At 43.7% G+C, this 23,522-nt stretch carries 22 protein-coding genes and 2 pseudogenes; 11 read left to right on the top strand and 13 right to left on the bottom strand.

Features of this window, described 5'->3' with window-relative positions:
* Positions 1-106 precede the first annotated feature (106 nt).
* From AB4512_RS13490 to AB4512_RS13460, 7 genes are all read left to right on the top strand, one after another.
* Complete coding sequence (locus tag AB4512_RS13490; RefSeq protein ID WP_372175038.1) at positions 107-1,483, top strand: O-antigen ligase family protein; 1,377 nt, start codon at positions 107-109, stop codon at positions 1,481-1,483.
* A gap of 92 nt (positions 1,484-1,575) precedes the next feature.
* Positions 1,576-2,361, top strand: coding sequence for a DapH/DapD/GlmU-related protein (locus AB4512_RS13485; RefSeq protein ID WP_372175037.1), 786 nt, complete (start codon positions 1,576-1,578; stop codon positions 2,359-2,361).
* Positions 2,354-3,472: a glycosyltransferase gene (locus AB4512_RS13480; RefSeq protein WP_372175036.1), complete on the top strand. Its 1,119-nt coding sequence runs from the start codon at positions 2,354-2,356 to the stop codon at positions 3,470-3,472. The genes AB4512_RS13485 and AB4512_RS13480 overlap by 8 nt, the downstream gene beginning before the upstream one ends.
* A complete protein-coding gene (locus AB4512_RS13475; protein ID WP_136978474.1) occupies positions 3,469-4,893 on the top strand; it encodes a Wzz/FepE/Etk N-terminal domain-containing protein in 1,425 nt (474 codons plus the stop codon). The genes AB4512_RS13480 and AB4512_RS13475 overlap by 4 nt, the downstream gene beginning before the upstream one ends.
* A gap of 367 nt (positions 4,894-5,260) precedes the next feature.
* Positions 5,261-6,361 (top strand): glycosyltransferase, encoded by a 1,101-nt coding sequence (locus AB4512_RS13470; protein ID WP_372175035.1) that lies wholly within the window; start codon positions 5,261-5,263, stop codon positions 6,359-6,361.
* Positions 6,358-7,545, top strand: coding sequence for a glycosyltransferase family 2 protein (locus AB4512_RS13465; RefSeq protein WP_017059581.1), 1,188 nt, complete (start codon positions 6,358-6,360; stop codon positions 7,543-7,545). Before AB4512_RS13470 ends, AB4512_RS13465 begins: the two co-directional genes overlap by 4 nt.
* 9 nt (positions 7,546-7,554) lie before the next feature.
* Positions 7,555-8,214 (top strand): sugar transferase, encoded by a 660-nt coding sequence (locus tag AB4512_RS13460; protein WP_017063903.1) that lies wholly within the window; start codon positions 7,555-7,557, stop codon positions 8,212-8,214.
* Between the two features lie 253 nt (positions 8,215-8,467).
* On the opposite strand, the gene AB4512_RS13455 is transcribed toward AB4512_RS13460, so the two are convergent.
* The 7 genes and pseudogenes from AB4512_RS13455 to AB4512_RS13425 form a co-directional block, all read right to left on the bottom strand.
* Entirely contained in the window at positions 8,468-8,983 is a 516-nt protein-coding gene (locus AB4512_RS13455; protein WP_017068354.1) for a GNAT family N-acetyltransferase, read from the bottom strand.
* 78 nt (positions 8,984-9,061) lie between these two features.
* Positions 9,062-9,343, bottom strand: coding sequence for a hypothetical protein (locus AB4512_RS13450; protein WP_372175034.1), 282 nt, complete (start codon positions 9,341-9,343; stop codon positions 9,062-9,064).
* Between the two features lie 194 nt (positions 9,344-9,537).
* On the bottom strand, positions 9,538-9,942 hold the full coding sequence (locus tag AB4512_RS13445; protein ID WP_102393713.1) for a DUF1801 domain-containing protein: 405 nt from the start codon (positions 9,940-9,942) through the stop codon (positions 9,538-9,540).
* Positions 9,943-10,046: 104 nt separating this feature from the next.
* A pseudogene (locus tag AB4512_RS13440) lies at positions 10,047-10,498 on the bottom strand (hypothetical protein).
* 26 nt (positions 10,499-10,524) lie between these two features.
* Positions 10,525-10,947 (bottom strand): hypothetical protein, encoded by a 423-nt coding sequence (locus AB4512_RS13435; protein ID WP_372175033.1) that lies wholly within the window; start codon positions 10,945-10,947, stop codon positions 10,525-10,527.
* Between the two features lie 207 nt (positions 10,948-11,154).
* Positions 11,155-11,637 (bottom strand): AAA family ATPase, encoded by a 483-nt coding sequence (locus AB4512_RS13430; RefSeq protein WP_372175032.1) that lies wholly within the window; start codon positions 11,635-11,637, stop codon positions 11,155-11,157.
* Positions 11,638-11,730: 93 nt separating this feature from the next.
* Positions 11,731-12,429, bottom strand: coding sequence for a hypothetical protein (locus AB4512_RS13425; RefSeq protein ID WP_017068348.1), 699 nt, complete (start codon positions 12,427-12,429; stop codon positions 11,731-11,733).
* Between the two features lie 119 nt (positions 12,430-12,548).
* Here AB4512_RS13425 and AB4512_RS13420 point away from each other — a divergent pair.
* A pseudogene (locus AB4512_RS13420) lies at positions 12,549-12,785 on the top strand (IS110 family transposase); the annotation flags it as partial.
* 381 nt (positions 12,786-13,166) lie between these two features.
* Here the strand turns inward: AB4512_RS13420 and AB4512_RS13415 are convergent.
* From AB4512_RS13415 to artP, 5 genes are all read right to left on the bottom strand, one after another.
* Positions 13,167-13,829, bottom strand: coding sequence for a hypothetical protein (locus tag AB4512_RS13415; RefSeq protein WP_158089202.1), 663 nt, complete (start codon positions 13,827-13,829; stop codon positions 13,167-13,169).
* Positions 13,830-14,167: 338 nt separating this feature from the next.
* Entirely contained in the window at positions 14,168-14,836 is a 669-nt protein-coding gene (gene artM, locus AB4512_RS13410; protein ID WP_048615841.1) for an arginine ABC transporter permease ArtM, read from the bottom strand.
* Positions 14,833-15,519 carry an arginine ABC transporter permease ArtQ gene (gene artQ / locus AB4512_RS13405; RefSeq protein ID WP_017083621.1) on the bottom strand — a complete coding sequence of 229 codons (687 nt, stop codon included), beginning with the start codon at positions 15,517-15,519 and terminating at the stop codon, positions 14,833-14,835. Before artQ ends, artM begins: the two co-directional genes overlap by 4 nt.
* Positions 15,520-15,522: 3 nt before the next feature.
* Positions 15,523-16,254, bottom strand: coding sequence for a lysine/arginine/ornithine ABC transporter substrate-binding protein (locus tag AB4512_RS13400; RefSeq protein WP_016795731.1), 732 nt, complete (start codon positions 16,252-16,254; stop codon positions 15,523-15,525).
* 120 nt (positions 16,255-16,374) lie between these two features.
* Entirely contained in the window at positions 16,375-17,103 is a 729-nt protein-coding gene (gene artP / locus AB4512_RS13395) for an arginine ABC transporter ATP-binding protein ArtP (RefSeq protein WP_032545343.1), read from the bottom strand.
* A 569-nt stretch (positions 17,104-17,672) separates the two neighbouring features.
* On the opposite strand from artP, the gene AB4512_RS13390 reads away from it, so the two are divergent.
* Both AB4512_RS13390 and AB4512_RS13385 read left to right on the top strand, forming a co-directional pair.
* On the top strand, positions 17,673-19,508 hold the full coding sequence (locus AB4512_RS13390) for an ABC transporter ATP-binding protein/permease (RefSeq protein WP_372175031.1): 1,836 nt from the start codon (positions 17,673-17,675) through the stop codon (positions 19,506-19,508).
* A gap of 180 nt (positions 19,509-19,688) precedes the next feature.
* Positions 19,689-20,153 carry a thioesterase family protein gene (locus tag AB4512_RS13385; protein ID WP_017061819.1) on the top strand — a complete coding sequence of 155 codons (465 nt, stop codon included), beginning with the start codon at positions 19,689-19,691 and terminating at the stop codon, positions 20,151-20,153.
* Between the two features lie 187 nt (positions 20,154-20,340).
* Here AB4512_RS13385 and AB4512_RS13380 read toward each other — a convergent pair whose 3' ends face one another.
* The gene (locus AB4512_RS13380; RefSeq protein WP_017061818.1) at positions 20,341-22,596 is read right to left on the bottom strand and encodes a peptidase U32 family protein; all 2,256 of its coding nucleotides are present in this window, start codon (positions 22,594-22,596) and stop codon (positions 20,341-20,343) included.
* Positions 22,597-22,769: 173 nt separating this feature from the next.
* Here AB4512_RS13380 and AB4512_RS13375 point away from each other — a divergent pair, with 173 nt between their 5' ends.
* Complete coding sequence (locus AB4512_RS13375; protein WP_240698159.1) at positions 22,770-23,366, top strand: glutathione S-transferase; 597 nt, start codon at positions 22,770-22,772, stop codon at positions 23,364-23,366.
* Positions 23,367-23,522 lie beyond the last annotated feature (156 nt).

Raw genomic sequence — 23,522 nt, 5'->3', positions numbered from 1 at the left:
AATGCATAACTGGCACTCACTTTGCAATCTTTAACATCAGGCGTAACTACGTCTAAAAAGATTGCGAGCCGAGTCCTAAAGAGTTTATTTGCCAATAGAGGTCACAATGGTCAACCCTGAAGCCAATAGATTGCCAGTCATCATCATGATCAGCACCTTGTGTGTTGGGCTTGGTGTTGTTTGGTACTTTGTGCCTCATCCTGCTGTCATTGTGGCGCTCGCTCTTGTGCCATTAGCCGGGTTATTCGTGTTAAACAAGACATTCTGGTTAGTTCTATTGTTCGTTGTCTTTTCATTTTTCCGAATTCACGAAGCCGTACCTCAGCTCTATTCGTTAAAAATACCGCTGATGCTTTCACTAGGAGCACTGTCAGCTTTGCTCTGGCATGCATTAATTAGTAAAGAGCTTAAAATCTTCTGGCACCCTTGTTTAAATTGGCTCGCCATATTTTGGGTATTGGTTTTCATTGGTATTATCTTCGCGTCCAACAGGCCAATAGCACTAGCAGAATTCAAGGGCGTTTATTGGAAAATTATCGTGATGACGCTTGCGATTACTTGGCTAGTAAACACCACTGAAAATCTCGCAAAAACCGCGATGACGATTATCTACGCTGGCGCTTTAGTCAGCTCTATTGCCGTGTACAACTCAGTAAATGGTATTGGGCTTGTCGAGGGCTCACGCGTGACTATTGGCCGCGATTTTGGCTCTATGTTAGGTGACCCGAACGACCTAGCACTGGTACTGATGTTCCCACTCGCCTTTACAATAAGCCAAGCCACCACGACTGGCATCTCACGATCCAAACGTTTAATCAGTGCCTTAGTTTGTCTGTTACTGCTCGCCGCCATTATTGCCACTCAAAGCCGTGGCGGATTACTGGGTTGTATTGCGGTGATTGGTATTTTTGCGTGGAAGCTAGTGCGCTCTAAAGTTCTCTTAATCTCAGTGGGAACTGTCGCGGCCGTGGTGCTCTATTTAGTTGCTGGTATCTCAGACAGATCTTCTGGTGGTGCCGCTGAACAAGGTATCGATGAATCTGCAATGGGTCGAATCTATGCTTGGGAAGCAGCAATAAAGATGGCAGTTGAGAATCCACTGACCGGCGTAGGGTTGAACAACTTCTTCTCGAACTACTTCTTTTACAGTTCGCATTGGGACGGACTGAATCACGCCGTTCACAGTACCTGGTTTGGTGTGTTGGCAGAAACAGGCTTTATTGGTCTGATCATTTTTGTCTGCCTTATCGTTTCTTTGATCAAAACCTCTCGATCTACGCTAACGAGGTTAAAAAACTCGGCCACAGAAATCGCCCCCGAACTCAATGCGGTCGCCTATGCGATCTATGCAGGTCTGATTGGAACAATCGTGTCGGGTACATTTTTGACTCAAGGCTTCAACTGGCCGATTTATATCCTCGCAGCACTCACAGTTTGCGTCTCAAATGTATCTCAAACTGCCTGTCAAAATGAGAAAACCTAAAAGACACATTTTAACCTATTGAAAATATTATATTTATTAGATGGCACAATATATGAAAGTACTTCTATATAACAAAAAAGAGGATTTTCATTATGACGTCAGTATCTATACATCAATTCAAACATTGGCTTAAGTTTCATCCTAATTCTCGAATTAGAAATGTGTTTTTCATTTTGAAAAACATCAGAAGCGCAGAGCTACCTACCCCTAAACTATTTAATCGCTGTCTATATCAAGCGCACAAGCTAGTGGTGAATCTGGTTTCTGGCTTTACGCGATTCTTCTACTGGACTCCGGCTTTCAAAGGTCGTGTGGCTCAATGTGGCAAACGCCTGTATTTGTATGGTGGACTGCCTTTCGTCAGCGGTCCGGTGCAAATTACGATTGGCGACAACTGCCGTATCTCTGGCCACACGACATTCTCTGGTTGTACTCAACAACTTGAAGGCTTGGAACACCCACTATTGTCGATTGGCAATAACGTCGACATTGGTTGGCAGTCGACTATCGCTGTTGGCGGTAAAGTCGTTATCTCTGACAACGTACGAATCGCAGGCGGCGCTTTTCTATTTGGATACTCTGGACACCCGCTTGATGCAAAACGTCGAGCACTAGGTGAAGGCGATGACCCTCAGCAAATCGGCGACATCATTCTTGAACAAGATGTATGGCTAGGCACCAATGTTACCGTTAAAGGTGGCGTAACCATCGGCGAAGGCGCCGTAATAGCCGCAGGCAGCGTGGTAACAAAGAACGTCCCTGCTTTCGCAATCGCAGGCGGTAACCCTGCTCGAGTTGTCGGTCACATCAAATCCGTTGAAGTGACAGAATCCGATGTGTTCGATTCGTTAGAGACTCATGGAGGCGACCATGCGTGATTTAATCGTATTTGGTGAAGACTTTGGCGGTCTGCCTTCATCGACTCAACATTTAGTTCGTCACCTTGCTAAGCAGCACAAAGTCTTATGGGTCAACTCAATTGGCTTAAGACAACCGAAGCTGTCCGCCAAAGATGTTAGCCGAGCGTTCAACAAGTTGTTTGGTAAAACCAAGGCCGTAACTCAAAACATGCTCGACTCTGAGGGACACGACAATATTACTATCGTTAACTTAAAGACAATCCCTGCGCCTGCTTCTAAATTTTCTAGAAAGTTGGCTCAGCAAATGATGTTGCACCAACTAAAACCGATTATTGCGGAGCTTAATCTGAACGCGCCTATCCTATGGACTTCTCTTCCGACCGCTGTTGATTTGTGCGGACACTTAGGCGAGTCATCTGTGGTCTATTACTGCGGTGATGATTTTAGCGCGCTGGCTGGTGTTGATCATGACACCGTTGCACAGCACGAATCAGAGCTAATCGAAAAATCAACGCTTATATTCGCGGCTAGCAAAAAATTGATGGGTAAATTTCCAAAGCATAAAGCGCACTTGCTACCACATGGTGTCGACGTAAACCTGTTTTCAACACCCGCACCAAGAGCAAAAGATTTACCAAGCAACCACCGCCCTATTGCTGGTTTTTATGGCAGCCTTTCTAAGTGGCTTGATTATGAAATGATTGATCATGTTGCGAATGCGATGCCGGAATGGGACTTTGTTTTCATAGGTCCAAACGAGCTTGATACGCTCATGCTGCCTAAGTTGAGTAACGTACATTACCTTGGCCCTCGTCCACACCACACGCTACCAAGCTATTCTCAACACTGGGATGTGAGCTTGTTGCCGTTTGTTGATAACGAGCAGATCCGAGCGTGTAGCCCACTCAAACTAATGGAATACCTTGCGGCGGGCACACCCATTATCACAACACCGTTCCCTGCTTTGGTTCCATATCAAGGGCACGTAACCACGGTTGGCAGTGCCAACCAAATGATTTGGGCGCTTGATCATGCACGCGAGCTAAGCAACTCACCTATCTCTGTCGTCGAACAAGAGAGCTGGCAGAACCGTGGTAACTTCGTACATTGGATGTTGGAGCTATTATGAATAATCTGAAATTGCGGTTATTAGTCATCATCAATGCGATGTGGCGCCAACGCTACGTTATCGTTCTGCCAATGCTTATTTTGCCCTTTGTAGGCTTTGGTGTGAGCAAGTTGGCTCCAACTAAATATGACGCGCATACCAGTATGTTGATTCAAGAAACGGCCAAGATGAATCCATTCTTGGAAGACATTGCCGTTTCGACGATGCTCAAAGATCGACTTAACGCATTGAGAACACTGCTTCACAGTCGACATGTGCTTTACTCGGTCGCTGATGAACTGCAATTAACCACGCCAGATATGCCTGAAATTGAGAAACAAGAGATCATTACTGACCTGTCTCAACGTCTAACGGTGACTCAGCTTGGAAAAGATTTTCTAAAGATAAGTCTAACGTCGAACACACCAAATGGAATGGAAGCGACGCTGCGCTCGGTAAGTGAACATTTCATTGAACAGTTACTCGCACCGGAACGTTCATCGATTGAAGATTCAAGTAACTTCTTGAAAATCCATATCGACAAACGTAGCGCAGAGCTTGCAGAAGCAGAAGAAGCGCTAGCTGCATACATGAATGAGAATGTTCATTCGACGCCTGAGGTACAGAGCCAAAGTTTGAATCGCTTAGCTTCACTCAAACAAACACTGGCAGAAAAAGAGGCCGAGTTATCGGGTGTCGAAAAAAGTTTAGGGTCAATCGACCAACAACTTTCAAGAACCAACCCTGTGATCGGTAAATTAGAAGACCAGATCATCGACATTCGTAGCGACCTTACCTTGTTACAAGCTAAATACACGGACAAGCACAGTGCTGTGCAAGCTAAAGTGCGTGAGCTAGACAGACTAGAGAATGAACGTAAGAGTTTGCTCGAGGTAACCCAGCCAACGATGAACAGCGACCAGCTTTGGGACATCGCAAGTAGTACGACACTGAACAAACTTTCTGATACCCAACCTCTTCTGGTCACTCAATTACACAGCCTACAGCTGGTTCGTGCTCGCTTTGAGTCTTTAACTGAAGAGACCAAAAGCCTTCGAACTATGATTTTCGAATTAGAACACAAGGCCAATAACTTCGGCGAAAATGCAAAAGAGATGTACCGCCTTAAACGTCAAGTTGAAATCAAACGTCAACTATATGATGAACTGACAGAGCGTTATGAAATGGCTCAACTAACGGGTTCGCTTGGTGTATTCGAGCAAAACAAACGTGTGAAGATTATCGATTTGCCTTTCACACCGAGTATCAAATCTAACATGCCGACTTTTGTTTTTATTCTGGCTGGATTCGTTGCAGGTATCGGACTGGGTATTGGTTTAGCGGTATTGTTTGAACTGTTTGATTCTTCAATCAAACGCAAAGACGAAATCGAAGATATCTTGGGTGTCCCTGTGATAACGGTGATCCCTAAAATGAGCTAGTCAGCCTCAAAGCCATTTTTGACTTGCTAGATTCACAGCTTTCTAATTTCCTAGCTTCGTGCATCCTAGAGCAAAACGCCAACACTCGGTTGGCGTTTTGTTTATTTAGAGCCCCAAGTTCTAATGCTACTTTCGATTTACCCAAGCCCTATGATTCAAACTGCCATTCAATCGTATTTTGTTTTGATTCCCATTTTGAGAAATGAAAACCGCGCTAGAATTGAATAATCTAAATAACTGAAAAATAACGGTTATTTAATTGGCACAACTCCTGCAATCTCTTTGTGTAGTTAAACGTTTTAAAGAAGTTACTTCAAGAGAAACGTCAGAAAGGCGAAATAAGAATCACAAAGGCAGGGTCCAAATTATGAATACGCATTTAACGAAGCATGGCAAAAAGATCATACACGTTGTTCAGCACCTTGCACCGGGCGGATTAGAAACCCTAACTCTGGATTTGCTTCGCCTTGCTAAACCAACAGACCAAGTGTTGATTGTCAGTTTAGAAGGTACTAAACAAGAGTCTATAAACAACTGGCCGAAGCTAGAGCCATACAAAGAGCAAATCGTCTTTTTGGATAAAGCACCAGGCGTACAATTCAATATCATTATTAAGCTAATTAAAGCCTTCAATGCCATTCGCCCTGATGTGGTTCATACCCATCATATTGGTCCACTGTTATACGCTGGTTATGCCGCTCGCGTAACAGGGGTTCCAACTCGAATCCATACCGAACATGACGCTTGGCATCTGAACAACAACAAACGTCGTCGATTACAAGCGCTTGCTTTAAAAGCTGCTCAACCAACGTTAGTTGCCGACGCGACACGTGTTTATAACCAACTACGCACGGCTTTTTCTTATGAGAACATCATTACCATCAAAAATGGCGTTGATTGTGAGAAGTTTAAGCCAATGTCGAAAGAACACGCGAGAGCAAAACTAAACCTGCCGACAGACAAACACATCATCGGTTGTGCAGGTCGACTAGAACATGTCAAAGGCCAAGACCAACTTATTAAAGCACTGACTCTTTTACCTGCAAACATGGTTGTCGCATTGGCTGGCGGCGGTACTAAACGCAATCAACTAGAGCAACTGACTAGCCGCTTGAATCTGAGTGACCGAGTCATCTTTCTTGGCTTAGTTGAAGACATGACCACGTTTTACGGAGCGTTGGATACGTTCTGCCTACCTTCACGCCACGAAGGGCTGCCGCTTTCTACACTTGAAGCTCAGGCGTGCAACATCCCTACCGTCGCAATGAATGTAGGAGCTGTCGATGAAACCTTATGTCCAGTCAGCGGCGCCCTCGTCAAAAGCGGCAGCATTGTGGGGTTAGCTAGTGCGCTATTAGAAAAGCAAAATGAACGCTTTTTGTCACCTCGTCGTTACGTACTCGAAAACTTCGACATCATCAAAATGGTTTCGTCTTACAACGATATATCAGAAGGAGCTTACGCATGATTGATTGGTTGCTTGCGGGACTTTGTTTGTTTTCAGGTGCGTTGATTGTCTATCATCACGCAGCCTACCCTTTGTTACTGCGTTGGTATGCGAAAAGCCACCCCGCACGCAAAGTTGAAGAGAGTCATCGTTGCTACAAAGAGGAACAGCAAGATTGCACGTTGCCGACCATCACCGTTCTTGTTCCTGCATTTAACGAAGAACAGTGGATCGCAGACAAGATTCGTAACCTTGCTTCACTCGATTACCCAAAAAAGAAGTTGGAAGTCATTATCGCTTGCGATGGTTGCACTGATAACACAGTCGCCATTGCACAAATGACCATACAAGAAGCGATGTGCAGTGATGTCTATTTTGAGATACATGACCATCAAGTAAACCGAGGTAAAGTCGCGGTTGTTAATGAAGAAGTGACACGTATAACCAGTGATATCACGGCGATGAGTGATGTTTCTGCCCTTATTTCATTGGATGCTTTGCTTATAGCTGCCGCTCATTTTGAAAGTGACAAGGTTGGAGTGGTAAACGCAACGTATCAACTTTGTCCAACAGGCAATGAAGGCGAAAACACGTATTGGCAGTACCAAACCGCGGTTAAAGAGTCTGAGGCTTCGTTAGGTTCTAGCTTGGGTTCTCATGGCGCTTTCTACTTGTTTAGAACACACCTGTTTGAACTGCTTCCACTCAACACTATTAATGATGATTTCATCTTACCGATGCAAATCGTTAAACAAGGTTACATCGCCGAATACGAAACCCAAATGGTTGCATTAGAGCTAGAAGAATCGAACCTAGAAACAGACTTCAAAAGAAGACTTCGTATTTCAGCGGGCAACATGCAACAAGCGATTCGATTATTTGCCTTGTTCAGCCCGAAGTTTAAAGGCATCGCGTTTGCGTTCTTTTCAGGAAAAGGGCTTCGCCTACTCACTCCCTATTTAATGATTGTGTGCTTAGTGTGCTCAATCTTACTTAGCAACTACTTGGTATTTGAAGCGCTGTTATGGGCTCAAGTTGCCGTTTATACCATTGGCGTCCTTGGCTGCATCTTGCCAAAGCGTCTAGTAAACAAACCTATTTCATTAATCTCTTATTTGATAGTTGGACACTACGCCAACTTCATTGGTGGCATTCGTTACCTAATCGGACTAGAAAACTCACCTTGGACACGAGCAAATCATTAAGGACTTATTATGATGAACATCGAACAGCTATCTACCCAAAACCTATACCAATACAAAATCTCACGTGCTAAACGTACTTTCGATTTTGTAAGCTCACTGATTGCTTTGATTTTGCTAGCGCCCGTATTTCCGTTGATTGCGATGGCGATTGCACTCACTTCTCGTGGCCCTATTTTCTACCGTCAATTGCGCGTTGGTAAATCGACACCGGAGAAAATGGAAATCTTTGAGATCATGAAATTCCGTAGCATGTACGAGGATGCAGAAACTCGCTCTGGTGCAGTTTGGGCTACCGCGAATGACCCGCGAATCACGCCTGTTGGCCGCTTTTTGAGAAAGACACGTCTTGATGAACTGCCACAACTGATCAATGTACTGAAAGGTGAAATGTCTCTAATTGGCCCACGCCCTGAACGCCCTACTTTTTACACCAAACTAGAGAACGAAATTCCTTACTTTGCTGACCGTACATACGGTGTAATGCCTGGTATTACAGGGCTTGCACAAGTAAATCAAGGTTACGACACCTGTATTGATGATGTACGTCGTAAAGTAGGTTTTGACCACAGTTATGCACTAAGCCTATGTTCGGTTAAGTCTTGGATTGCCGCTGATCTCAGCATCATCTCTAAAACAATCATCGTAATGGTAGATGGTCGAGGTCGCTAAACCAGTATGGTCTAATGTGGATACAAAGCCTGTTTTCTATAAAGCCTTAGGGGGCGATTGGAAAGTCGCTAATGAAACACATAGTGCCGAATTAGCCCACGTTAACTAGACTCGCTGCTCTCGGTTCTCAGTTGAATGGTGTAATAAGGTTTCTTCCCTATCAATTGACGTAAACATTGGCAATGAATGTATAACGCAGATGTGGCTTGAGTTAGGGATTAGAAATTAAGAGCTGAGAGCTCAGAGTTAAGAATTAAGAGTTAAGACGAGAAAGCTTATATTCATAGAAAACCACAGCACTTTCGTCAGAGGCTTGCTCAACAAAACCTAGCTTTTTAAGTAAGTTGGCAGAGGCTATGTTTGAACGATCGACACCGCCAATCAGTGTGGACCATGACTCCGTTTTTGCGACTTCTGTGATGAAACTCTTCAGTAACTCACTCGCTAAACCCTTGCCCCAGAACTCTTCTGCAAGCAAGTAGCCAATATGAGCATCACTTTCGTCTTCTACATAAGCGAACAGAAAACCAATTAATTGATTATCGTTGGATTTCACTTGAAGTAAGCGGCTCTCCGACAACATTCGATCGAGCCAGATTTCAGCCAGTTCACGTGACACAATACCGTGAAAGTATGGAGGAAGGTTTTCAACGACTGACGAGGTTAGAATGTCAGGCACTCTCTCTAGCAGAACCGAACGTTCAGGAACAATAAGTTCACCTGCAACTTCTTCTACTTTTAGTCTTTGAGTTTCAAACGAGATCGCCATGTGTCCTGCCTAATTTGATAAAAATGTGGATTATACACCTGAGTTCTCGTGTTGGCTTCGTTTCCAGGCTAAAGCAAACTAAAGAACAGCCACGCCTTCAACTTCAATCACTGAGTTAACATTTGCTCGCTCGATTATCTTGAGTAACGTCGTTTGAACTAATTCATTATCTCGGATTTCGGTTTCACAAGAAAAACGCTCTTCTTGAACACCATCGTCCTCACCCAGCATAAATTGAACCGCGACTTCCGTTGCGAGATCTTTGGTCGTCCCGTAATACGCTAACGTGATTTTTGGGTATCCGTGGTCGCCTTTTTTAACCTGCTTTGCGATACGTTTTTTGGCTTTATCTAAATTCATACAACTTCCTTTTAAGTTTGAAATACAAGGTGACTAGAACACCTTTTTAAACGGTAAGCAATACAATCAGCGTTGGTTATAGAGATTCCCTAGCCTCTTGATACTAATCAAGATGGTACAGTCTTAGCACTTTAAAGAGTGATAGCTAGAACACAGAAAACCTGTTTAAGAAATATAATGACAACATATAAGAACTACGCGCCAAGAAGTGGGAGATGTTTTCGTTGCTGATAAGTTAAGGCTAACTCCAAGCACTGCTTGATTGGTGCCTTGGGAAGTGGTTCAGTCAGTTTCAAGACGATTGCACGATTACCTTGAAATACCAATGTGCCATCGTGCAATTCTCTGAATGTGTCGATTAGCTTCGTTTGGCAGTTAAAGAACAAGTAATAGTTGTTTGGCGATTTTAATTTCCAATCGATTCGAATTGGACTGCCCGTCTTAACGCTGTAACTCGGCTCGCCCCATTTCAGAGACTCTTCGACGTCACCTAAATCCAAATCAGAGCAAAGCTCAAAGATTAATGAACGCAACTCTTCAAGCCGAGCTCGAACATCATCGGGATACTCGTCGAAATGTGTTTTGATTGCTCTGTCCATTCAACCTCCGATTCATTTGTTGTGATATTAAAGTCCAGCTCACTTAAAGCATAGAACCTTAAACATTAGCCCAACTTTAAACGAAAAGTGCCAAGCCTCGTAAATCAATTTTGAGTTATCTGTTCGTTAGCGGTTTTCAAGGCCAGCTTTAGACCGTCTGTATCCTTACAACCAATGTAAACATGTTTTCCATTGCTTAGGCTTAACTTCAACGCTGAACCTATCGATGCATTATACAACCAGCCATCGCTCAGCATTCGGATGCCAATACCTTGATACCACTTGCTTTGATAGAACGATGTCTCGGTAATGTCTGACACTTCTACATTCTTACGCCAAAAACCAAAGCCGAAATACCAACCTAGTACATTGTCTTTGACCTCAATGATCATGGAGAAAAGAGCAAAGCAATTAAACCATTGATGGCGTGAGCGACTAATGTCCCGGGGTTATTATCCGAGGTAACGACAATGAAAGCACTTATCGCAACAAGGATGTGCAGCAATCCCTTGTTGAATTCCTTACTATAAAACACAGTGACAACTCCTATAGACAACGAACAATCCACTAACTAGCCAACAGCTATCTTACAGCGGCCTTTCTAAATAATCGTAGTAAGTAATGCAGGCATACTCCCACAACCAAACCAAGTAGCATCGCCTTGATACTACCAACCCAAAGTATCAAACCAGAATAACCTTGTCCCGGACCTAAGCCTTGTTTATTAATCACATCGACAAACATAAAACCGTTCCACAGCACATGCAGTGAGGCTGTAAATCCATACACACAAATTGCGATGGTTCCAAGTAACTTGTACTTGTTAATAACTGGTGCGCCACAAAAAATGACAACAAGCGCAAATGTAAAAATCAGAGGGCCAGACAGTACTAAAGTGAGTGTGATTACTTCAACGTGGCTCTCTATGCCATAACTGTATGTACAAAATACCATTGTCATTGAAAACAAAAGCGAAATGAGTGCGAACCATAGCGTTCTATTCATTGGGATTCCCTGCCTTAATAGTGGGTTTAGGACAAATTCGATAATCGACAGGAAGAACTAATTACCAAAAATACGGCATGAGAAATGCCCTTGTTACACGACTATTCGATGGACGACTCAGACTTTCATAAACCCAATGTAACGGAAGACTTAGAACACAAGCTAGATAACAAAAAGGCCACTCACCTTCGCGCCTGACTGCATACCTTATTGAGCGCCCTGTTGAACCCAAACAACATTTTCATTTGAAGTGGGAACCTCAAACCAAGACCAAAACAGATCTAACATTTCAGGTGTCATTTCATAAGACTTACCGTTAAGTTCCGAGTTGCGGTTAAATGCTCTCTGCTTACAAGTCTCAAACGGAATATCAAGATAGTGAACTTCGCTGTCCACACCTAGGTTTGATGCCCAGCTTGTAAAAGAATCCCGATCAGACTCACGCCAAAAACCGAAGTCAAAAATCACCGGGACACCCAAGGAAAACAGCTGCATAGCAGACTCCTTGAATAAACCTTGTAGCGTAGCCAGCCGGCGTTCAAAAACTTCACGCTCCATATGTTCGCCATACAAAGGAATCATCCACTCATCAATCGAGAAACGAAAGGCGCCATGCTTTTCTGTAAGCTCTTTAGAGTAAGTCGTTTTACCCGCGCCAATAAAGCCACATACGAAATAGATTTTAGTCATGATTCCTCTTTGCTTATAGGTAGATTTACGCAGACATCTAGCGGAAACACTAACTGGGAATGCCACACTTGAGGAATCACTCGAAAAGTTCCGTTAATCGTAATCCCTAAAATTACTGTTAACTTTATAAGTTATACTGCGATTATTAGCTTCTAACACTTCAATCGTTGCACCTTGATAACTAATAAAATGACTTTCGTTTAGATCGTACTCTACGTCAGTGGTGAACGGCATTCTTGCTGTGTTTCCACTAAATTCACGATAGGTAAAACGAATACGATTATCTATTTTCCCCGTATAAATTAAAGTTTGCTGAAATGCACTTGAATCATACATATGTTTATCGTAAATGCGGCCTTGAACCTTCACATTGTCGAGGCTACTACAATCAGTTGCCTCTAACAGCAACCCCATACTAGGGTCGTATAGGCAAGCTAGTTCAGATTTTTCATTTACAACAAACATTGCCGAAGAAAAAGCTCCCGAAAACGCACTATCTTCATCAACGGGTTCAAAAATGGCTCTGTCTTTAGAGTTTCCGACATAACCTGTTTGTATATATTTATTAGGCATTAACGTTGCCAATGAAACCGAGACCTCGTTATATACATCTATAGCTCTTACTTCACTACTTAACCCCTGACGCAGCAAGTTCTCCCCTAAAGAAACCGTTACCTCACGATCCAAAGGAGGATAGCTGAACTTCTGAGGTACAGGTTGTTGATATGTGGGAGAGCCAGCACAACCAGTAACTGATGCTACAACGAAAATAATACCAAAACGCTTAATCATAAATATCTTAAATGTGTATAAGTTAGAAGTACTTATTATAAAGATTACCTTTATTTTGAGTAAGAGGTATCAATAAAGTGTTACACAAAACGAATGGTAAAAATCCTGCTTCTGAATACCAGTTAGTCCGAATAACCAAACACGGTGATAAATATTTGCGAACACTATTAGTTCACGGCGCAAGGACCGTGATTGCCAACCTTGGCGACAAGCAAGATAAGTTAAGTCAGTGGTGTCGAGGCGCTCTAGAACGAAGAGAAATGAAACGAGCGATAGTGGCACTTGCCGCGAAGAACGCACGAATTATATGGTCGCTTTTACACAATCAAACAGAATATGAAAACTATGCTGCTTAAGGAGAAATTTGAGCAGCATAAAGAGGTAAACCCACCGGGTCATTGCAGACGCTAATGATGGAGATAGGTTAAGACCACTTGCGGAGAGCCTGTTAATGCGGCGGACACACTAGATGTCATCTAACGAATAAGGCAGCGCAGTCGCGCAAGTCATCAGGGCCACGACGTATGCGAATCGTCGATAAGTAGGCCGAATGTAGAGCGGCAGTCCAAAACCCATCAACATAAGTTTAGCGGATGTTTGACAACCGGGGGAATCCATGTAGCCCTGTTAAGGTGTGAACAACGCAATACCGAAGCTCCCGCATACCACCTTAAACACTAAACGCAACGCATAGTAAAAATGCCACTCGTTGTGAATCACTCCTAAACAGTCGTTTGTTAGCCCTGCCAATCTTCCGGTACTTTTAGCGCTTTGTTTTCAACAAAGTATCTATGCGCTTCAAGTAGCTCTTCAATATCAACTTCGAGTTCACTTGAAAGACTATTTAACCTAGGAATTGGCCACTCATTCATGTCAATACTATAAAAATCTTTAACTTTTCTAGGGTCTGAGTCTTCAAGTTTTTCATTTATGGCGTGTAAAATACGTTGCCTATGCTCTTCTTCAACTCGATCATAAAGGGTTGACAGTATTTCAGTTGCTTCACTCTCTTCAACTTTTAGTTCTTTAAGAGTTTCTGCAATACCACGAGCATAGGTCAGCTTGCTATCCAATGGTAAATATGCAAACGCATCTCTGACTGCTAACAACGAAATCGTAGGTTTTGATACGTTAATGGCAATAGCTTTAAGTTCGTCAATCGCTGTATAGGCTTCATCTACAGCATCTTTTAATCGCGCTTCAAAACCGGCTGCCTTAATAATCGAAAATTTGTCGAGATTTATGAAAGCTATACCTATTGAAAAAGAGAGGATACAAATAGAGGCAGCCATCTCTTTATCATTTACTGCCATATAGATTGAGGAAACAATCATTAAAATGACAAAAAAAAATGAAACTACTCTTTGCACATTAATGTTTAACAATTTTATTAATTTCAACTTATAACCTCTTGTTATTGGCATGATGTCTCAAATTGCCGGGCTAACAGCTATTAGACCGAAAAATTCTGCATTAAATACCAAATCAATCTATCTAGTTTCATATGCACAGCAATTTACCACGATTAATCACAGCAATTCAGTGACTTAAAACATAGATAGACTCATTGAATGACAAAATGCAGAATATTTTCATATGTTATGACTCTAGCGAACACCCCGCCCTACTGGATATAAATACAGCACCCTTACACATACCCCAAACACAAAAAAGCCTGCCATCTATGCGAACATAAATGGCAGGCTTTATACGTTAGTTAAGCTTGTGTGTGGCTAGCTTACGCGGCTTCGAATGCGAGGGCTTTCTTCTCTACCTGACGGAAGATCAGCGTTAGTATGCCGTTTACTGCTAAGTAGAATGCGCCAGCAATGCCGAACACGGTTAGCGTGTCGTAGGTTTGGCCGTTGATACGCTGAGCATAGCCCATCAAGTCCATGATGGTGATGGTGCTTGCCAGTGACGTACCTTTGAAGACTAGAATCACTTCGTTCGAGTAAGCTGGAACGGCGCGGCGTAGTGCATATGGCAGTAACACTTTAAGCGTTGCTACTTTGTCCATACCTAGTGCACGACATGCTTCCCACTGCCCTGCTGGAATGGCGTTGAATGCGCCTCTGAACAGTAGCGTGCTGTATGCGGCAGTGTTCAAAGCTAATGCTAACATTGCACAGAACCAAGGTTGGCTTAACCAAGTCCACATGAAGCTTTCACGAATCCAATCGAACTGACCCGGGCCGTAATAGACCAAGAAGATCTGCACCAATAATGGTGTGCCAGTGAACAGCGTGATGATGCCACGAGTGAACCAGTGAATCGCAGGTATTCTTAGGATTAGCGTTACCGTCATCAGCAGTGACAAGATACAACCAACCAGCAGTGAAGCACCTGTGAGTTGAAGACTGGTCACTAAGCCTTCAAGCATTTGAGAGAGGTATTGTTGATTCATGCCATTGCCCCTTTGTTACCCAAACCTTGAATAGAGAACTTACCATCAATCACTTTTACCAATCTTTGTGTGATTAAAGTGATGACCAAGTAGATTGCTGCTGCTGTCGCGTACCAAGTAAATGCTTCGTGCGTTGCCGCTGATGTTAGTTGTGCTTGTTTCAACAAATCTGTTACGCCAATCAGCGAAACTAATGCAGTGTCTTTCAATAACACTAACCATTGGTTGGTTAACCCTGGTAGTGCGTGTCTTACCGCTTGAGGTAACACGATACGAAAGAATGAACGCGATTGAGAGATACCAAGCGCGCTTGCTGCTTCTCTCTGCCCTTTGCTTACTGCTTTCAAAGCACCACGGATGGTTTGTGAAGCGTAAGAAGCAAAGATAAGTGACAGTGCAACAACACCAGATAAGAACGGGCTCACTTCTATGAAGTCGCCAGTGATCATGAACAGAACTTGTGTCGAACCAAAGTAGATAAACAGTACGACCAGAATTTCTGGTAAACCACGAACAATCGTCACAAATGCAGTCGTTGGCCATTTGATTGCAATACGACGAGACATCTCACCACTTGCAAACAAAACTGCTAGAACCAATCCAACCAATAGGCTTACGAACGCAAGCTGAACAGTCATCCAGCTTGCTTCGACGAGCCCTAAAGAGTAACCCGTTAATTCCATAAATTACTTACCGAAGTACTTGTTGAAGATCTTATCGTATTCGCCGTTCGCTTTTACTGCTGCAAGTGCAACGTTAAGCTGGTCTACAAGTTCTTGGTTGCTCTTGTTTACTGCGATGCCAAAGCCGTTACCGAAGTACTCTTGGTTTGTTACTTGGTCGCCAACGTACGTTAGGTTGTCTTCTTTCTTGAACCATTCTGCTACAACGGCTGTGTCACCGAATACAGAATCGATACGACCGTTTTTCATGTCGATGAATGCATCTTGGTAGCTTGAGTAAGGTACCGCTGTTACGCCAGTCATTTGCTCAAGTAGGAAGCTCTGGTGAGTAGAACCGTTTTGAACACCAACACGCTTACCTTCCAGTGCTGCTTGGTCTGCTACTTTGCCTTCAAAAGAGATGAATGCTGCAGAGTTATCGTAGTAAGCGTTAGAGAAGTTCACTTGTTGAAGACGTGCTTCAGTGATGTCCATTGCTGAGATAGCGGCATCGTAACGTTTGAATTTAAGTGCAGGGATCAGGCTATCGAACGCTTGGTTGTGGAAAGTACATGTCGCTTTCATCTCTTCACAAAGTGCGTTTGCTAGGTCTACGTCAAAACCTTGGATTTGGTTGTTCTCATCCATGTATTCGAATGGTGCGTAAGTTGCTTCCATTGCGAATTTGATTTCTTCTTGAGCTGCTGCGTTGAAAGAAGCAAGGCCGATAAGTGAAGCTAGTAGAATCTTTTTCATTTTGTTACTCCGAATACTGTGTAGTAGCGGCCTGTGGCCATTCTTATAATTTGATTGTTTTAATTGATGTTGTGTTTAGCTAAATCTAGTGAGTCAACTTTCTTTTAATAAGAGACTTACTTAATGAGTCAAATACTCGGCAAACTCAGGTGTCTGCGGATTAACGAATGAATCGCTGGTGCCGTGTTCAACGATGTACCCTTTTTCTAGGTACAGAACGTGGCTAGCAATCTTCTTCGCGAAATCGACTTCATGCGTCACGACCACTTGGGTAATGCCCGTTCCGCTCAACTCTTTAATAATGCTCACGACTTGGTTGGTGATCTCAGGATCAAGCGCCGCTGTTGGCTCATCAAACAGCAACACATCCGGTTTCATCATCAGCGCACGTGCAATCGCAACACGCTGTTGTTGACCGCCAGACAGTTGAAGTGGCCAAGCGTCTGCTTTGTCGGCAAGTTGAAGTGTCTTTAGGACTTCTTGCGCTTGCTTAATCGCTTCTTGCTTATCCAAACCCGCCACTTTGGTTGGTGCTTCAATCAAGTTTTCCATCACCGTCATGTGTGGCCATAAGTTGTATTGCTGGAACACCATGCCGACTTTACGACGAAGTTTAAGCCCCTGCTTCTCTTGGATTTGGCTTGAAAAATCGAATTGCTCATTCGCAATGTCTAATTCGCCGTTGTCCGCGATTTCAAGCAGGTTCAATACACGCAGTAATGAACTCTTGCCCGCGCCGCTTGGGCCAAGCAATACCAAGGTTTCGCCACTCTCACAGTCGAAACTGATGTCGTGAAGAACTTGGGTATCACCGTATGATTTGTTGATGCTCTTTACTTGAATACTCATGCCACAATACTGCATTAATTGTCATTTGTTGGTTATTCTATTCAATCCGAGTTTTTATGCAAGAAAAATGTATAAAAAACTACTTTGTTGAATTTTTGTAACAAATATTCCACAAAAAACAGTCGCTATAACTGGTCTTACAACCAAAACTCACAAGTCATTGATAAAGCTAATATCGAGATAAATAGCAAACGTTTTGCTATCAATTTATAAATCATTGCACGGTTGCTTGTTTATGTGTGCACTCTCCTATCAACGCTAATTTACTTGCATAAAAATTAGGGTTAAATAGCTTGGTTTCCTATCCAACTGACTGGATCAGAATGCTTAGTTTTCCTTTAAGGTTGTTTCGAATTATTCACTTAGTGATGAGGAAATATTGGAAATTGAGTTTCCTAGGGAGCGTCACAGCGCAATAAATGCTTTAATGGGTTCGATTCTCAACAACAATTACTGCCCAGCGAACAACGCGCAGTACAGGCAATAAGTCATAAACCATAAGCAATTAGCCATAAGCAACAAGCAACAAGCCATCAATTTTTAAAGCGACAACACATTAAGGCAGTCATATGCAAAACGATGTCTCTTCTACGCTCGACTCGAACCAGCGACAGACTCAGCGCTCTACTCAAAAAGTGCCAGACCCCAAACCTGAGAAAAAAAGCCTCAGTATTTTGTTTGAGCTGAGTAAATTCATTCAGCCTTATAAAGGTCGTGTTATTGCTGCGTTGATCGCGTTGATCTTCACAGCGAGCTTAACCCTTTCAGTCGGACACGGTATTCGTCTTCTTATCGACCAAGGCTTCAGCCAACAATCGTTGTCAGACTTAGGCAGCGCGATTCAATTCATCATGGTGGTGGTCGTGCTGATCTCGATTGGCACCTTCTTCCGCTTCTATTTGGTCTCTTCTGTTGGTGAGCGAGTAAGTGCGGATATACGCCTGTCGGTTTTCAATCATGTCGTGACACTGCACCCGAGTTACTTCGAAACCAATGGCAGTGGCGACATCATGTCGCGCATTACAACGGATACTACTCTGCTTCAAAGCATCATAGGTTCATCGTTCTCTATGGCGATGCGCAGCGCGTTGATGTGTATTGGTGCAATCATCATGCTGTTTGCGACCAATATTAAGCTGACGTTGATTGTATTGGCCTCGGTGCCATTTATCTTGATTCCGATCCTTGTTTATGGGCGCCGTGTAAGAGCCCTATCTCGCCAAAGCCAAGATTCCATGTCTGATGTGGGTTCTTACGCAGGTGAGGCAATTGAGCACATTAAAACGGTGCAAAGCTACAGCCGAGAAGAGCAAGAGAAAGCATCATTCGCGGTAGAAGTGGAAAAGGCGTATGAGATTGGTCGCCAGCGTGTAAAACAGCGCGCGATTCTTATTTCTGGCGTTATCGTGATTGTATTTAGTGCTATTGCAGGCATGCTTTGGGTTGGCGGCAGTGATGTTATCAACGGCACTATGTCGGCTGGTGACTTAGCGGCGTTTGTGTTCTACGCAATTATGGTTGCTTCATCGTTAGGTACGATTTCTGAAGTGATGGGTGAACTGCAACGCGCGGCAGGTGCGACCGAGCGATTAATCGAGATCCTACAAGTTGAAAGCCATATTGTTGCGCCAGTTGCGAATCCAACTTCGCTTGCTAACGTAACGCCAGAAGTTGCATTTGATGATGTGACCTTCTGTTATCCATCAAGACCGGAACAACCCGCAACAAGCAACCTCACGCTTACTGCCCATGAAGGCAAAGTGTTGGCACTGGTTGGCCCGTCTGGCGCAGGTAAAACTACCCTGTTCGAACTGCTGCAACGTTTCTACGACCCACAAGTGGGTAAGGTCACCTTAGGCGGTGTTGAACTGAATCAGTTTGATCCTAACGAGCTAAGAAAGCAGATGGCATTGGTACCGCAACAACCTGCTCTGTTCAGTAACGATGTGTTCCATAACATTCGCTACGGCAACCCGCAGGCAACAGACGAGCAAGTGATCGAAGCGGCGAAGAAAGCGCACGCACACGAGTTCATTCAAAACCTACCTGATGGCTACAACAGCTTTCTTGGTGAACGTGGTGTAAGGCTTTCTGGTGGGCAGAGACAACGTATTGCTATCGCACGTGCCATCTTGAAAGATCCAAATATTCTATTGTTGGATGAAGCAACCAGCGCACTAGACAGTGAAAGTGAGCATCACGTACAACAAGCGTTAGAAGAGTTAATGCGTGGCAGAACGACGATCATTATCGCCCATCGATTATCAACAATTAAACACGCCGACCAAATTGCGGTGCTCGATAAAGGACAACTAGTAGACATCGGCGACCACCAGTCTCTCATCAATAGCTGCGAATTGTACCAACGCTTGGTTGAGCTGCAATTCAAACACCTTAGTGCGTAACCATTGAGTGGATGTGCAACTAAGTCACTGACATTGTGTGGTTTCAAGCTTCAAAAACTTAAATCACGCGTGTTGCAGTTTTGTTAATTTAGCGGTAGGGTTTTTATTCCAATAACAACTTATTCCGATGAAGGATAAGTAAATAACGTTAATTACACAGATAACAATAAGAGAGTTCGCATGGAAGCACTATTATCTGACTACCCGGTAGTAACAGAAATCCCTGTCGCTTGGGGAGAAATGGACGCACTCAATCACGTTAACAACGCTGTATATTTTCGCTATTTCGAAACCGCTCGCTTAGATTTTTTCAAGCACGTCGAGCTGATGGAAGAGATGGCGATTACCAAAGTTGGTCCTGTTCTTGGTGACACTTACTGTAAGTATTTCCGCCCAGTCACGTATCCAGATACCTTGATGGTCGGCTCACGTGTTACCGATATTCAAGATGACCGATTCACCATGGAATACGCGATTGTCAGTAAGGCTCAACAGAAACTGACGACCGTTGGCACTGCGACTATCGTGATGTTTGATTTTGCTTCGAACCAGAAAGCCCTGCTCTCGCTGCGCTTAACCAATGAAATCGAAAAGATGAACACGTTGAAAAGCCCATGCTTCAAACAAGAAGCCGTGACAGAATAACGTATTCGTTGGTTGAGAAAGATTCAGAAAGTTTCAGACATTAAAAAGGCCACTCGATTGAGTGGCCTTTTGTTTATTGGTTCAGAGTGCTTATAAGCGGTTGAGCGTTATAAACCTTGAACGCTCTTTGCGTTAGAAGCTATAAGCCTTACAGCCCATAGACATTGAACCCTATAAACCTTGTACGCTATAGACCTTGCACGTACTGAGCATTAGTTCGAACTTCAACCATCTGCTCTAGGTTCTGTTGTGAACCTTCAACGCCGTTCAGTAGCGCTTCGAAATGCTTGATAAGCTCAACTTTGTCTTTCACTTCTTTAGAACCTGCACCGATGTTGGTTAGGTCAATGAAGAACTCGTCGAACAGACCAGAGAAGTCAGTTACTGCGTCGTGGTTCAAGAACTGCTCGTGGTTGTAAATGCTTGGGTAGCCACCCTTCTGTTTATCAACCGCAAAAGAGATGCCTTTCACGTTGGTAATCGTGGTCGCTTTCTCACACTTCAACATACAACCTGCTTCGATGCTTGGCTTGTTACAACCCACGGTTCTTTGGAAGAAACACTGACGGCTGGTCATCATCAAGATTGGGTGGTAAATGCTGTAGAACAGTTTGAAGTTCTCTGGGCGACGAATATGACGAATCTGACCTTTGTTGATCTCGTTCGAAATGAATGCGCCTGCACAGTTCAGCTCTTCTTTCAGAGTAACCAGTGCGTGAGAGTTGGTCGTGTTCATGAACGGGCCTGCAACCCACTCAATACCCATCTCGTAAGCTTTGTAAGCAATACCCGTGTTGTTGGTTACGATGCGAGCTGGCTTGATCTCTTCAAGAATACGAACCGCTTCGTCGTAATCTTTACCGATCAATACCGCTGGGAACCAAGGAATCAAACGTGGGTTTGCTGCCAAGATGTCGATGTACTTGTTACAACGCTTCTTGAAGCTTTCTGGAAGTTTGAAGTAAACATCCGCGTCAGTCACGTCACACAGGTGTAAGTCTTCTACATCGGCGATAAGCATCGACATAGTCGGCTTCTCGTTCACTTTAGGGTGCTGAGGCAGTGCTGGCACTTCAACGTGCTTAATCACTTCCACAGAGCCGTTCAGAATGAAGTCGATCTCGTCTTTTAGGTCTGAAACTTCTTTTAGAGGAATCAACAAGCCTGCATCCACTTCACTGAAGTCGTGGCTTTCTAGCGTGTGAACTGCACTCTTCACGTTTTTGAATCGCTTCTCAAGTAGCTCTTGAGTAATCGCCTTCTCTTCAACCGCTTTCAATAGCGATTTAGATTGAAGAGTAAAGTTCTCTTTTGGCGTGTTCACAGTCACCGTAAATGGTTGACCCACTTTTACGCTGAACGACAGTGCTACTGGTGTCTTGCGAATATCAAGGAACTCGATCTTGTCACGCATTTCGTTACCAAGAACGTCTTTCGCTTGGTGAAGTTCGTTGGTCACTTCTTGAATCTGTACAACTGAGATTTCGTTGTTCTGCTCCGTCGCTTTTTCAACAGCGTAGTTCATGCTGTTGTCGCGCGGGTTATCGATGAACATGTCTTTCGTTAGGTTGCCCTTTAGGAAAGAGTTGGTGAAATCACGGTTGAATACTTTGTGTAGGTTCGAATCGTCTTCGATCAACAAACCACTTTCTACAAAGCTATCAATCTGTTTACGCCATGTGTCTACCACAGTGTAAACGTAGTGTGCGCCTTTAATTCGGCCTTCTACTTTCAATGAGTCGACTTTCGCATCAACCAATTCAGGTAGGTCGTAGTAAGCTGAGTTATCTTTCAGGTTAAGTGGGAACTTGTTGCCCGCGTTGGTGATTTCGTACTCATCACGACACGCTTGGCTACAACGACCACGGTTACCTGAGTTACCCACACTTACTGAGCTTGAGTAACATTGACCAGAGAATGCGATACACAGAGCGCCGTGTACGAACACTTCGGTTAATACGTCGTGATCGTGTGCCACTTCCGTCAGCATCTTGATTTCAGGCAGGTTCAACTCACGAGACAAGTTAACGCGCGTCGCGCCAATCTTAGACAAGAACTTAATCTGACCTTCGTTGTGCGTAGTTAACTGAGTCGACGCGTGAACGTCTAACGATGGGAAATGCTTCTTAACCAGGTTGAATAAACCCAAGTCTTGAACAATGATGCCGTCCACTTTGGTGTTCACAAGCTGGTTCAGCAGTTTGGTGATGCTCTTAGTCTCGTGCTCCAGTAGCACAACGTTAAGAGTCAGGAACACTTCACAGCCGTATTCATGAGCAAGGCGAATCACACCATTCAATTCGTCTAACGACAGGTTAGAGGCTCTGTTACGAGCGTTGAATGTGTCTAAACCACAATAAACTGCATTAGCACCCGCTACGATGGCGGCTTTTATCGCTTCTACATCGCCACCTGGGGCTAATAACTCAATTTTTCTGCTCATTTTTGAAGTCGCTCACTTACTTATAATTTTTAAGCCGCGTATTCTACCCACATCACGATCTCTTTACCACCGTACAACACTTTTCAAACTAAATGACCTCAATAATGCCGAACGAATCCGATCTACCTATCCTTTATTCTTTACGCCGTTGCCCTTATGCAATGCGCGGACGAATGGGCATCGCACTATCACAGCAAAAAGTGTTACTTCGAGAAATCGTTACCAAAGACAAGCCTAGCGAACTATTGGCCAGTTCGCCAAAAGGAACAGTGCCTGTATTGGTGTTACCCAATGGACAAGTCATTGAACAGAGCTTGGATGTGATGAACTGGTCACTTCAACAAAACGATCCTCAAGATCTTCTGCGTTCAAGCAATCCAACGCTTAGCGAACAAGTTCAGCAGCTCATTAAAACCAACGATGAAGAATTTATTGGTCACTTAGAAAGGTATCGTGCATCGGTTCGTTACCGAAACATCGATGTTGAACAACGCCGACAAGCCTGCGAAACCTTCATTAAGCAGTTAGAAGTGCGACTTACCGATCAGCCCTACTTTTTTGGAGAAAGCCCAAGCTTGGCCGATTTTGCGGTGATGCCTTTCGTCAGTCAGTTTGTGCGAGTCGAAAAGAAGTGGTTTGTGAAATCGGAATATCAAAACGTAGGACGTTGGTTAAGATCGCACCTGGAAAGTAAGCTCTACACCCAAGTCATGAAGCAATACCCTTTGTGGAATGAAACCAAGCAAGATTGTGTTTTTGGATACCAGTAAGTATCTATAAATTGCAGGAGATAACTTCAAATTGCTGGGAATAACTCTAAATTGCTGAAGATGACTGTAAACAGTTCTAAATAAGCTTGATTACCTCTAGATTGTTATGAAAATCGTGACACTGAATTACAGGTGACGCCATTGATGGCATATTAG

It is taken from the genome of Vibrio sp. 10N.222.52.B7 (assembly GCF_041474275.1).
GTDB lineage: Bacteria > Pseudomonadota > Gammaproteobacteria > Enterobacterales > Vibrionaceae > Vibrio > Vibrio crassostreae_C.
The sequence above is the reverse complement of the archived record's forward strand: the minus strand, read 5'-3'. Positions and strand labels throughout refer to the sequence as shown.

Coding starts and splice junctions, on each gene's coding strand:
- AB4512_RS13490 (WP_372175038.1), top strand. CDS start 107: ATGGTCAACCCTGAAGCCAATAGATTGCCAGTCATCATCATGATCAGC.
- AB4512_RS13485 (WP_372175037.1), top strand. CDS start 1,576: ATGACGTCAGTATCTATACATCAATTCAAACATTGGCTTAAGTTTCAT.
- AB4512_RS13480 (WP_372175036.1), top strand. CDS start 2,354: ATGCGTGATTTAATCGTATTTGGTGAAGACTTTGGCGGTCTGCCTTCA.
- AB4512_RS13475 (WP_136978474.1), top strand. CDS start 3,469: ATGAATAATCTGAAATTGCGGTTATTAGTCATCATCAATGCGATGTGG.
- AB4512_RS13470 (WP_372175035.1), top strand. CDS start 5,261: ATGAATACGCATTTAACGAAGCATGGCAAAAAGATCATACACGTTGTT.
- AB4512_RS13465 (WP_017059581.1), top strand. CDS start 6,358: ATGATTGATTGGTTGCTTGCGGGACTTTGTTTGTTTTCAGGTGCGTTG.
- AB4512_RS13460 (WP_017063903.1), top strand. CDS start 7,555: ATGATGAACATCGAACAGCTATCTACCCAAAACCTATACCAATACAAA.
- AB4512_RS13455 (WP_017068354.1), bottom strand. CDS start 8,983: ATGGCGATCTCGTTTGAAACTCAAAGACTAAAAGTAGAAGAAGTTGCA.
- AB4512_RS13450 (WP_372175034.1), bottom strand. CDS start 9,343: ATGAATTTAGATAAAGCCAAAAAACGTATCGCAAAGCAGGTTAAAAAA.
- AB4512_RS13445 (WP_102393713.1), bottom strand. CDS start 9,942: ATGGACAGAGCAATCAAAACACATTTCGACGAGTATCCCGATGATGTT.
- AB4512_RS13435 (WP_372175033.1), bottom strand. CDS start 10,947: ATGAATAGAACGCTATGGTTCGCACTCATTTCGCTTTTGTTTTCAATG.
- AB4512_RS13430 (WP_372175032.1), bottom strand. CDS start 11,637: ATGACTAAAATCTATTTCGTATGTGGCTTTATTGGCGCGGGTAAAACG.
- AB4512_RS13425 (WP_017068348.1), bottom strand. CDS start 12,429: ATGATTAAGCGTTTTGGTATTATTTTCGTTGTAGCATCAGTTACTGGT.
- artM (WP_048615841.1), bottom strand. CDS start 14,836: ATGAATCAACAATACCTCTCTCAAATGCTTGAAGGCTTAGTGACCAGT.
- artQ (WP_017083621.1), bottom strand. CDS start 15,519: ATGGAATTAACGGGTTACTCTTTAGGGCTCGTCGAAGCAAGCTGGATG.
- AB4512_RS13400 (WP_016795731.1), bottom strand. CDS start 16,254: ATGAAAAAGATTCTACTAGCTTCACTTATCGGCCTTGCTTCTTTCAAC.
- artP (WP_032545343.1), bottom strand. CDS start 17,103: ATGAGTATTCAAGTAAAGAGCATCAACAAATCATACGGTGATACCCAA.
- AB4512_RS13390 (WP_372175031.1), top strand. CDS start 17,673: ATGCAAAACGATGTCTCTTCTACGCTCGACTCGAACCAGCGACAGACT.
- AB4512_RS13385 (WP_017061819.1), top strand. CDS start 19,689: ATGGAAGCACTATTATCTGACTACCCGGTAGTAACAGAAATCCCTGTC.
- AB4512_RS13380 (WP_017061818.1), bottom strand. CDS start 22,596: ATGAGCAGAAAAATTGAGTTATTAGCCCCAGGTGGCGATGTAGAAGCG.
- AB4512_RS13375 (WP_240698159.1), top strand. CDS start 22,770: ATGGGCATCGCACTATCACAGCAAAAAGTGTTACTTCGAGAAATCGTT.